The organism is Vibrio minamisatsumaniensis, assembly GCF_050337445.1.
Lineage (GTDB): Bacteria > Pseudomonadota > Gammaproteobacteria > Enterobacterales > Vibrionaceae > Vibrio > Vibrio artabrorum.
Genome location: NZ_JAKJSY010000047.1, coordinates 25463 through 36712, shown reverse-complemented (window position 1 = coordinate 36712; position 11250 = coordinate 25463). Strand labels below are relative to the sequence as shown.

Here is an 11250-nt window from a genome sequence, read left to right as displayed (position 1 = left end):
CACCCATTCTATGATACACCTGATACTTTTATGCAGTTTCTACCAAGTAAAGATGATCCTGTTCGGGTTATTCCAACGGATACAGACTGCGGAAAAGGTAAAAAAACAATTGAAATGTTTAAGTTAGATTCATGGGACATGTATCTAGAACGGTTAGGCTATATTGAGCAAACTAAGGCAGACCGAAGTAGGTTTTCAGATATATTAAAACATAAAGCTTAACTAAATATCAAATAAAGCCCCAATCATGGGGCTTTATTTACTTAGTTGTTAAAGCTATCGTACGTTTCAATAAACTCTTTATGATATTCCTTCGACTGCTCTAATAACTCTCGATATGTTTTTACAAATACCGACCCTGATTTCATATATGTATCTTCACGCTCTTGAAACATATAGTCATCTGAATTTTTCTCGCCACCAACGACAAAGCAAACAACTTTAGAAAATCCTGTTGCTGATGCATATTTATGCTTCAAAAATGCTCCATAACTATAAGCTTGGTCTAAGGCTTTCAAATCCACTTTATAGTTACTGCGTTTAATCTCAATTACATACAGAATATCGCCTAGAGCATTACTGCAAAGAAAGTCTATTCGTCTGTTACTTTCATCAAGCTCTTCATCTGGAAATGACTCTTTTAATAATGTCGAATACGCAACTTCATCCCTAAACTCAAGAATCCTAGGGTCTAGCAGCCAAGAGAATTTCTTCAGGAAATTATGAAGTGTTGGAACCTCTCTAGTATTAGTATTAATATAATGTTCAAATTTCTTAATAACTTCAACACGTGACGTCGCTAAATCACGATACTGCTTTGACTCAATAGCCTTCCAGTCATCCATTAGACGTAAAAGTTTTGGAATATCTTCTCCAGATTCAGAAAGATCTGCGATCTTCGACGCATACTCTTTATACGCTTGGTTATCGAACTTCCCCATTACATTTCCGATCAATTCAGCAGACTCTGCTACATCAATATTGGCGTTTTCAAGGATCGGTCTAACTATTTTTTCACCTAATTCTCTTTCAAATGTAGGCAGATTGTCTTTCCACTGTTGAACACCTATATCATGTGCAGCTTCTACTAATTCGAGCTTTGCTTCAGCTCTCTTTTTACGCCATTCACTACCAATTACACGAACAATTTCTTGAAGATAAGTTTGTAAGTCTCTGGTTTCTTCGTGCTCCCAGTTTAAGGAATGTCTATCTGTTGAAATAACATCATCTTCAAAGTCATCAATAAAATCGACTTCTAAGTAGCCAGTCACATAATTATGGAATTGGTCATTATCACGTGCTCCATAAAAGCTTGCTACATTTACAATCTTACCTCTTGAGGTAAGGTAGACCCCTCTCATTTCTGTGTCTTTTACAGGTGTTTTAAGAGTGATCACTGAACCTTTCATTTGTTCCCAGTGAGCATAGTTTTCACCATATTTCTCATCAGGAAAAGACCAAGTAAACTCTGTATTGAGAGTTTGAAATTTAAGCTCGTTGGTAATGTGCACTTCTGAATCAGTCTCACCATTTTTAGTAATTCGCGTGTCCATTTCGCTGAAAATGATGAATTTTTTAGACAAACTAAGAGCAATATCATCCAAATTAAATCCACTCTTGCGGCGAATTTGTTTCAACTTAATAACTGTGCCGGCAGAAATCGGCGTGGGCTCATTATGAGCTAACAATTCAGGTGAGTATTCGTTCCCGCGATTATCCTTAATATCTTGAAGATTCATTATGAAATGGTTTTTCTTACCGTCTTTGATTGAAACAACTTCAATCTCATCGCAGATGCCAAATACAGATAACTTGCCAAGTCCTTTCTTTCCTATTACAGGACGGCCTTTCGTACTTTCTTGGCGCTGAGTCTCACGACGGCGATTACGACCTATTACAAGATATTTGTTATTGAGTTCATCAAAGGTCATCCCTTCTCCATCATCCACGTAGATGATTTCTTTTTCATCTCCGTTTTCAATAAAGTCGATGGTAACCGTGTCCGCGTCCGCGTCCCATGAATTGCTAAGTAATTCGGAAAGTACACTAGGAAGTTTTGAATATAGTGAAACACCCAAATGCTCTATAGTATTTGGGTCAAATTTAAGAATAAGTGAATCAGACATACCTATAACCAACTGTTTTTATTGTGGCTACAGTGTACTAATGAGTGGAACTAACCTGCAAGTAAATCCATCACAACACTGCCTATTTGATGTGCCAAATACGGTGGCACAGCATTTCCTACCTGCACATATTGCTGTGTTCTGTTCCCTTCAAATTTATAGTTATCTGGAAACGTCTGTAAACGCGCTGCTTCACGCACGGTTAAGCTTCGGCATTGCTTTGGATCGTAATGAATAAAGTAATGGCCATCTTTTGATATATGGCTAGTGACCGTCGTTGAGCGCTTGTTTGCTGCTTGAGTACGAAAACGATCGGCATGTGAACCAGAGTCCCAATTTTCATGGGCAGGCGCTAAAGCCGCAGGGAAGTCTCTCGCTTTAGGCGAAGTTCCACCACTTAATCGGGTAAATCCAGCGCTAAACGCATATCGAAGCAAGTCACTTTCCATATGGCCACGAGTTTCATGATTGAGCACACACGTTGGCGCGTTATTCCTATACCATTGAATCAAATGGTTTGGCATTTGTTCAGGTTGATTCACTGGCTGAGAGGCGCTTCTTTGAAGCCTTTTAAACGGTTTAAGGTCTAAGGCATTTACATCTTCTCTTGGAAATATCTGTCTAAGCACCCTCTTTGCATGTGTCCCATTTCTAGAAATGGTTTTCTCCCACTCTCTTGTTTCATCTTTACGCTTAGAAAAGCCACTTCTTAAACTAGGTAAGTCTGCCAAAACTTGCTCTACCGTCGTTTGTTCCTCTCTTGGAGCTAGCGTTCCTGGAACACCGACTACATCAGCGCGAACGCCCAACAAGATCACACGGTGACGGGCTTGTGGAACACCATAGTTCTCAGCTTTAATCAGAAAGTCCGTAGGGTCATCATATGAAGGATTATTTACGTTTTCAGTGTCTACTACTAAGGAAAAAACTTTATACCTAGGAGTAGCGATTTTTGTGATTCGACCTGGAGCTCGTAAGTCTTTCAAAATACGAGGAAACATCACTTCCCCATCAATTTTCGCAGATAATATACCTCGTACGTTTTCCATAATAAAAACGTCGGGCTGAGCAATAGAAAGTACTTTTAAGTACTCTTTATACAAAAAGTTACGATGGTCTTTTTCTGCTGTATAGCCTTCTATGCCTGCATTACGTGAACGGCCAGCCAGTGAGTATGCTTGGCAAGGAGGTCCGCCTATAACAATTCTTGGGCGGTCATCACCGTGCTCTTCTACTAGATCTCTAATGCGCTGGTGTATTTTTTCATTGTCATCACCCAATGCGTGAGGGGTAAGCAATGTTTCTTGCTGAGCTTCTTCTGCTTGCTGAGGGAAACGTTCAAACAGTTCTTCGCGTGTTAAGTCTCCATCTAAATAAGAGTTATAACTAGCTAAACCGTTTTCAGCATCTTGAATTTTTCTATAGAAAGCTCTGGTAGTGAGGGTTTTGTGTGCAGATGGTTCTTTTTCAACTGATACGCCAATTTGAAACGGCTTATTGCCATTTCCATGTACTACTGACGATACGCCTTCACCAAGCCCACCAGGCCCCGCGAATAAGTCGATTACTAGAACTTCACCTGTTTCCATGATTACCACAACTATTAATAAAAAGCCTGGCAATCATACCAGGCTTAACCCTGGTGGCAATATATTTTGACTATACGGTTAAGGTAATTTCATACATGCAGAATTGTTAGCCAGTAAGATGTTTTATTCATCAAAACAACCCAAACACATTGTTTTTCCCATCTTGTTCAAGGCCTTTGATCTGATGGTGTTTTGGCTCCCCACCAAACAGTAAGATATACAACTTCCGGTCTTGATACGTCCCCACTACATAGTGGTCTTTTTGTATAACGTACTCGATAGTTTCTGCTTCCTCATCGGTACATAGGTACTTAATATCGACCAGCTTCACCCATTTCAAGCCGATCACGTTTTCAGCTTCAATAAACCCACCAAATGGCGCAGTAAAGCGATTACCTAGTTTCAAAAGCGCATCAATCACCCCTTGGTTCTTCTTACTTACCCCAATTGGACCATCACTGTTGATTTTGAAATGACTGTAACCAGCAGTCACATGAATTGAATGATACATAGCAAAAACCTATTAACTTTCTAGCACTTTGAGAAAGGTGTCTAACCTGTGCTTTTTGTCCGATATAAAACATTGTTCTACGTTTTAGCTCGGATTATACTGTTTTTATATACAGTTATTTTAGGCTTTATTATGTCTATCCGCAATTTAAAAGATGGCTCAACCAAACCTTGGATATGCGAGTGTTACCCGAACGGGCGATCAGGTAAGCGTGTTCGTAAGAAATTTGCGACTAAAGGCGAAGCCAAAGCCTTTGAGCTTCACACAATGAAAGAGATTGACGATAAGCCCTGGATGGGAGACAAACCAGATCACCGCAGGCTTTCTCAAATTATTGAGCTTTGGTACCAACTACATGGTGTAAACACCAAATCAGGGCTTAGGGCGAAGCGAAGAATGGAAATCGTATGCGAAGCTTTAAATGACCCTATCGCGAATCAGCTGAATGAACGAATGCTTGCTCATTACCGCGCAAAACGCATCTATAAGGGGCGTAATAAAGATAAACTCGCAACAAATCAACCTATCTCTATTGCCACACATAACCATGACCTTATCTGGCTTAAAAGTATGTTTAACGAACTTATTCGCTTGAAGGAGTGGAAAGGCCTAAACCCAATTGCTGATCTCAGAAAACTTAAAACTTCAGAGCCGGAATTAGCGTTTCTAACCGTCGATCAGATCAATCACCTACTTGATGAAGTAAAAAGTAGCCCAATGAGTGAAGAGCTCACTGCCATAATAAAACTGTGCCTAGCAACAGGGGCGAGGATTCGAGAAGCTATCGAGATAAAAGGAGCTCAACTCTCTAAATTCAAAGTGACCTACATCAACACCAAGGGAAAACGAAGTAGAACAGTGCCTATTTCAGAAGAGCTTTATCAACTGATTCACAAAGACACATCAGGTCGTTTATTTAGCTGTGCATATAGCACTGTCTATAAATGGCTTACTCGAGCATTGCCTAATTTACCCAAAGGGCAAGGAACGCATGTTTTACGCCATACTTTTGCAAGTCATTTTATGATGAATGGAGGGAATATTTTGGTATTGCAGAACATTTTAGGTCACACCGATATTTCAATGACGATGCGTTACTCGCATTTTGCACCGAGCCATCTGAGCGATGCTATTCACTTTAACCCTCTGAATTCTTTGCCGCCAAAAAGTGGCGACAAAGTGGCGACAAAGTGGCGACAGAGAATGTTATTTAGCGTTTAAAAGAGCTTTCAAACGTTTTTAGCTTACAGCATTTCCTTCGCTACTAAATGCAGCAGAAACGTTTCCCGCTCAATGCTCATGCCCTTTTTAGGGCTCTCGGCCATGGTCTTCTCGTTATGAGCAATTGCGTCATGAATGTTAATCCACACAGGTTTCATTCCGTTTTTTATTTCATAGTCTTCATAAGCCGTTTCCCCCAGCTCGCGGTCAATCTTGCATGAGTAGCAATAAGAAATCATGTGCATGATATCCGCATCATCTTTATACCAAGGGCGAAACTCTTCAATAATACCGAACGGTTTAATGCTGTGGATATTCTTTGCACCCGTCTCTTCTTCCAGTTCACGAACCATACCGGCAATGACGTCTTCACCCTCATCTAGCCCACCACCAGGGATGGTGTAGTCGTGATAACGCTCGGTATAAAGCATCAAGATGTTCTCACCATCTAACACAATCGCACGGGCAGCATTGCGCTTGTATACCGTTTTATTGTCTAAGTGTTCGATCTCTGGGTGGATAGTCGTTTTTAGATGTCTCATGATTCCAACTGCTCAACTGAATTTGGCGGCATCATATCATAACTATCCATAGTTTCGAGGTTCACAACCCCACACAAGCACACATAATCTTGTTATTTCGCCACAGCTAACTCAGCGCTATTGATCTAAAACACCCCACACACAATCCTCCCTCAAACGAAGATAATCCAGCGACATTTCACCTAAGTTAACATGATCTAACACTCAAAAAACCGTTAAACGTAGGGAAATAGCAGGGTATTTCAATATCTTGACCAAATCGAACTAACCTTTTCTGAAATCTAAAATATACTCGTTTCATAGGGCTTCTAATCTGGTTCTGTAGAAGTTAGCACATTCACTTGTAAAGTTATTACGTAGGAGATAAACATGAAGAATATTGGTTTAATAACAGTATTTGCCATTGTACTAGGCGGCTGTGCGAACAACTATGCAGAATATAGCGAAGGCCAACGAGTTTCAGTTTCTAATCCAGCGGCAATCTATTGCGTTCAGCAAAATGGCGAGTTGAACACGGTTACTGAAAACAATCAACGCACAACTTACTGTGTATTCGACGATGGTGAACGCATTGAACAATGGGAGTACTACCGTAACCACCACGAACAACAAACTGAAAATTAGTCACTTACGTTAAAACGTCCGTCGTCATGACTATAAAGCCCCTCACTGCAAAGGATTGTTGCGGAAAATGAAACGGAATAAATGTCTAGCGCCACCAGCGCTGTGTGCGATCTGATTCCGGGTCTAAATAACGATTCAATAGAGTCAGGTTTGTATCGAGTAATGCTAGATACTCCCTGACTTTTTTTATATCGGCACTGGCTGAGGTTTGCTGGATGCAGCGATCCAATACTGGAAGTAAGCTGTCCATGAGAACAAAGTTAGATGAACCTCTTACTAATTCCTTCGCGATGTTCAACGCGTCTAAAGACAATTGCTCCGGTTTTTGTCTTACCGACTCTAAATCTCGCTCAAAGGCCCCCGTAGAGACCCCTTCTAGATACACTCGATAGGTCGTCAGAGCGTCCACCAACAAAAACAGTTCTCCTTGGGTGCTTTGATAAGGGTATGGCACCGCAACATGAGCATCTAAGTGACGCTTTATCTGTAAATTCACCCCAAGCACCGAACACTTCTCGACGAGAACCTTGAGCAAACCTTGCTCATCCATTAGCGATTGAATCTCGAATATACGTTGCAAATGGTAGTCATGCGAAATGAAGGTCACCTTGACACTTTGTCCACGAACAAACAACCCACTCCCAATCATCTCTGACGCTAGATTCTGGATATTCTCTAGCGTATTGGTCGAAAGCTGCTCGAGTAAAATCGCCCCTAGTGAAAACGGATGTGCACGCTGATTTTCAAGCTGTCTAAAATATTGCTGCATAGCATCGGCTTCCGAAATCGTTTGGCCTTTAGTCACTCCACCACAAAATGCAACCGCCGTTTGCTGATTGGACTCCGCCGTCAGATATTCAACCAAAGCATCAACTCGGCCGATCCCTTCAGCAGTCAATTTATTTCCATTGAGCCGCTTACCTAGCACAATAAGGAGGTGATGAATGCTCATTTAATGTTCAAGTCTCGTTTTTATAATTAGATGAAGTGAATTATGTATACAATACTTATTAACAAAAGTATTTTGAAAATCTCACACGTTGCTCGCAATAAGTTCACGGTTGAGAGCAACATCATAAGCCATGCAAGAATAAATGTGCCGCTGTCACGTAAAATAGCACGATCTTGGGTTTCATCGCTCTGCGCTTGTTAACGTTAATCACAGTCAAGAGCGCGAAGATCAATCAAGAACCCTTTACTCGAAAAAAGTGAAACGAACACCATACCAATTTTACACAGAGTTCGTTCATCGAACCGTCTTCACAGGAAGTTACTATGCTGTCTATTTTTGACATTTACAAAATCGGGGTCGGGCCTTCGAGCTCCCATACCAATGGGCCAATGATTGCTGGGTTCAATTTCACCCAAAAGATTGACTCTATACTTAACCAAGTAACCCGAATTCAAATCGATTTATACGGTTCACTGTCATTAACAGGGATTGGTCACCACACAGATCGCGCCACCCTATTAGGCCTGCTTGGCAATCGCCCTGACACGATAAAAATAACCAGCGCCAATGTAGCCATGCGTAAAGCAATTGAAGACAAATCCTTGATGGTTAGTGGTCGTCACGCCATTCATTTTAATATAGAAAGCGATTTACTCTTTCACAAAAGCAACCTCCCGCTTCATGAAAACGGCATGACAATATCAGCCTTTGATGCCACTGGCTGCCTTCTTGAAATGGAAACCTATTACTCCATCGGTGGTGGGTTCATTGCCACCACTGAAGAACTGCAACACGGGAAACAGGAATCAAAAACACAAGTTGAATTCCCTTTCTCTTCTGCCGATAAACTGCTGGAGCTCGCTGACCAAAATGGCCTTAGCCTTGGTGGCTTAATCCTGCGCAATGAAGTGTCATTCCAAGGTATGGATGTGATTGACCAAAAAGCAGACCAAATCTGGAAAGTGATGTCATTATGCATGCAACGTGGTTTTGATACTGAAGGCATACTCGATGGTGGTTTAGAAGTGACACGTCGAGCACCGGCCCTTCTTAAAAAGCTTGAAGCCAATGCGTCGATTGAAAACGATCCCATGGAAATTATGGACTGGATTAACCTATTTGCCTTTGCGGTCAGTGAAGAGAATGCGGCTGGTGGTCAGGTTGTCACCTCACCAACTAACGGTGCGGCTGGCGTTATTCCTGCTGTACTCATGTACTATCACCGCTTCATCAAAGAGCTGAACACCAAGCAGCTTAAAGACTTTTTAGCCGTATCAGGCGCCATCGGTATCCTATACAAAACCAATGCTTCGATTTCAGGCGCAGAGGTGGGCTGTCAGGGTGAAGTCGGCGTATCTTCATCAATGGCAGCGGCCGGCTTAACGGCATTACGCGGTGGCAGCAACGAGCAAATCTGTATTGCAGCAGAAATCGCAATGGAGCATTCACTCGGGATGACATGCGACCCTATCGGAGGGCTTGTTCAGGTACCTTGCATTGAACGTAATGCCATGGGCGCAATGAAAGCGATCAACGCATCACGCATGGCGCTAAAACGCACCAGCAAATGCCTGATATCGTTAGATAAAGTTATCGCAACCATGTACCAAACAGGTAAAGACATGAATAAGAAGTACCGTGAGACCTCTTTAGGTGGCTTAGCCGTGATCCACATGGCACCACCCTGTGAGTAACCTCAATACAATGAAAAAATCGAAACGAAGTCTTCACTCTGGACACCTTGTTTGAAACTGAATGTTTCCCCTACCCAAGCCAGCTGCCAAGCTGGCTTTTTATTGGTTTAAAGCCAGAAGCGAGTGGTATTAGAACTAATCTAAGCCATTCACAACACAGGCTTTAAATATTTTCCCATTGTTATTCAACAGCTTACACCGAACCCCGCTAACAATAGAATCACAATCAAATACATGTCGATAATGGAATCTAAGATTCTACATTTCACGCATGAAAAATATGAATCTTCAGATAAGAAAAAATCATAGCGAATAAAGTACTGATCATGGCTCATGCTTCATTCTATGTTTCGCTATCAATGATAGAATAATTGAGTAATTACACTAACATTTAACATACATATGAGAATAAAATAATGTGGAATAGATTAAACAAATCAATGATGTTCTGCCAGATGATGTTTGGACTTTCGTTCTATGGCGTCATGGTAATCTTGACTCGTTTCTTCCTTGAAGACCTCAACTATAATGAAGCCGATACCATGATGGTTGTTGGTGCTTTCTCTGCCATCGGGCCGCTATTTGCTATCGCTGGTGGCTTCATCGCCGACAAATTCTTAGGCGCATACCGCTCTTTAACTATTGCCTTTCTAGGGTTCGCAAGTGGTTATGTGTTACTGGTACTCGGTGCAGCAGCAACCAATATACCAATGGCATTGTGCGGAATCGCTCTAGCAAGCTATGCACGTGGTTTGATGTCCCCTTCTTACCCAAGTCTTTATAAGCGCACGTTCAAAACTCAAGAAGATTTCGAAAACTGCTACCCTATCAACTACTCTGTCAACAACATAGGTGCACTTTTAGGTCAATACTTATTCCCTATGCTGGTGCTTGTTGTTGGTTTTCAGGGTGGCTTCCTGCTTTCAGCGGTTTTAGCTGGCTCGGCATTTCTGATGATGATTATTGCTCGTAAAGGCCTTGTCAACGCCAGTGCTGAAATTGATCAACAACCAGTAAGCACAAAAAACTGGGCGGCGTTCCTTGTTATTTCGGCAGCAATGATTGGCTTGGTATTCTTCATGTTTTCTAACATGGATATCGGCCAAAACATCGTCTATGCCATTGGTGGTGCAGCTATTGTCTACTTTATCTCTTTGATGATTAAATCAAAGAAATCAGACATGCTGAAAATGGGCACAATATTAATCATCACATTCCTAACCACCTGTTTCTTTGTGTACTACGGTCAAATGATGACATCGATGACCATGGTAGCAATCAACACTATGCGTGGTGACCTACTTGGCTTCATCCCTGTTGCTCCAGAAGCCTCAATGGCAATGAACCCGCTGTGGTGCATGGTTGCAGGCCCTATCATTACCGCTATTTTCTCAAACCTATAAAAGAAAAATATTCACTTCTCGACTGCAACTAAAGTGGGGTTCTCGTTCATTCTAACGGCTATCGCTTTCGGTATCCTGACCATGGCTGTGACGACCGTTGGTGAAGATGTTCTAATCCGCCCTGAAGTATTCCTGGCAATCCATTTCTTCCTAGCATTTGGTGAAGTTATTGTTGGCTCTATGGTGGTGGCGTTCATTCTGTCTGTGGCCCCTAAGCATATCGAGAACTTCTCAGTAAGTTTGTTCTCTGTTGCGATAGCACTATCAGGTATTGTTGGTGCGGTGTTCTCAACATCCATTGCACTGGAAAAAGGTCAAGAGATCACACAAGAGATCGTACAAACCGTTTACGGCGATTACTTTCAAATGCTAACCGTTTTAGCGGTCGTGATGGTGGGCATCGCAATGGTAGCATCGTTCATCATTCGTAAGATGCTAGAAGCTGCGAAAGTCGCAGAAGAAACCATTGAACTAGAACAAGTAAACAGCTAATTTTACCCGCGTTAAACCGCTCTAATCGATCAAGCCCTTTCGTTTACTAAAGGGCTTTTTTTATCCAATAGCAAAGTCCTTTAACGTACTTCTGCA

The 11250-nt window shown here is 41.8% G+C and carries 8 protein-coding genes and 2 pseudogenes; 5 read left to right on the top strand and 5 right to left on the bottom strand.

Annotated features, from left to right (window positions below; all coding sequences use genetic code 11):
* A pseudogene (locus tag L4B77_RS11930) lies at window positions 1-222 on the top strand (hypothetical protein); the annotation flags it as partial.
* Between the two features lie 41 nt (window positions 223-263).
* Here the strand turns inward: L4B77_RS11930 and L4B77_RS11925 are convergent.
* The 3 genes from L4B77_RS11925 to L4B77_RS11915 all read right to left on the bottom strand — a co-directional run bounded on the left by L4B77_RS11925 (window position 264) and on the right by L4B77_RS11915 (window position 4226).
* Entirely contained in the window at window positions 264-2126 is a 1863-nt protein-coding gene (locus L4B77_RS11925; protein WP_429750649.1) for an ATP-binding protein, read from the bottom strand.
* Window positions 2127-2176: 50 nt separating this feature from the next.
* Entirely contained in the window at window positions 2177-3715 is a 1539-nt protein-coding gene (locus tag L4B77_RS11920) for a DNA cytosine methyltransferase (protein ID WP_429750647.1), read from the bottom strand.
* A gap of 130 nt (window positions 3716-3845) precedes the next feature.
* Window positions 3846-4226, bottom strand: a complete 381-nt coding sequence (locus tag L4B77_RS11915; RefSeq protein WP_017107825.1) for a hypothetical protein — start codon at window positions 4224-4226, stop codon at window positions 3846-3848.
* 132 nt (window positions 4227-4358) lie between these two features.
* Here L4B77_RS11915 and L4B77_RS11910 point away from each other — a divergent pair, with 132 nt between their 5' ends.
* On the top strand, window positions 4359-5447 hold the full coding sequence (locus L4B77_RS11910) for a phage integrase (protein ID WP_429750645.1): 1089 nt from the start codon (window positions 4359-4361) through the stop codon (window positions 5445-5447).
* Between the two features lie 23 nt (window positions 5448-5470).
* Here the strand turns inward: L4B77_RS11910 and L4B77_RS11905 are convergent, their stop codons facing one another.
* Entirely contained in the window at window positions 5471-5989 is a 519-nt protein-coding gene (locus tag L4B77_RS11905; protein WP_429750643.1) for an NUDIX hydrolase, read from the bottom strand.
* Between the two features lie 369 nt (window positions 5990-6358).
* On the opposite strand from L4B77_RS11905, the gene L4B77_RS11900 reads away from it, so the two are divergent.
* Window positions 6359-6613, top strand: a complete 255-nt coding sequence (locus tag L4B77_RS11900; RefSeq protein ID WP_261840222.1) for a putative hemolysin — start codon at window positions 6359-6361, stop codon at window positions 6611-6613.
* An 85-nt stretch (window positions 6614-6698) separates the two neighbouring features.
* On the opposite strand, the gene L4B77_RS11895 is transcribed toward L4B77_RS11900, so the two are convergent.
* Window positions 6699-7565 (bottom strand): YdcF family protein, encoded by an 867-nt coding sequence (locus tag L4B77_RS11895; RefSeq protein ID WP_429750641.1) that lies wholly within the window; start codon window positions 7563-7565, stop codon window positions 6699-6701.
* 323 nt (window positions 7566-7888) lie between these two features.
* Here L4B77_RS11895 and L4B77_RS11890 point away from each other — a divergent pair, with 323 nt between their 5' ends.
* Both L4B77_RS11890 and L4B77_RS11885 read left to right on the top strand, forming a co-directional pair.
* Window positions 7889-9259 (top strand): L-serine ammonia-lyase, encoded by a 1371-nt coding sequence (locus L4B77_RS11890; RefSeq protein WP_429750639.1) that lies wholly within the window; start codon window positions 7889-7891, stop codon window positions 9257-9259.
* A 416-nt stretch (window positions 9260-9675) separates the two neighbouring features.
* Window positions 9676-11154, top strand: a pseudogene (locus L4B77_RS11885) (peptide MFS transporter).
* The last annotated feature ends 96 nt before the right edge of the window (window positions 11155-11250 follow it).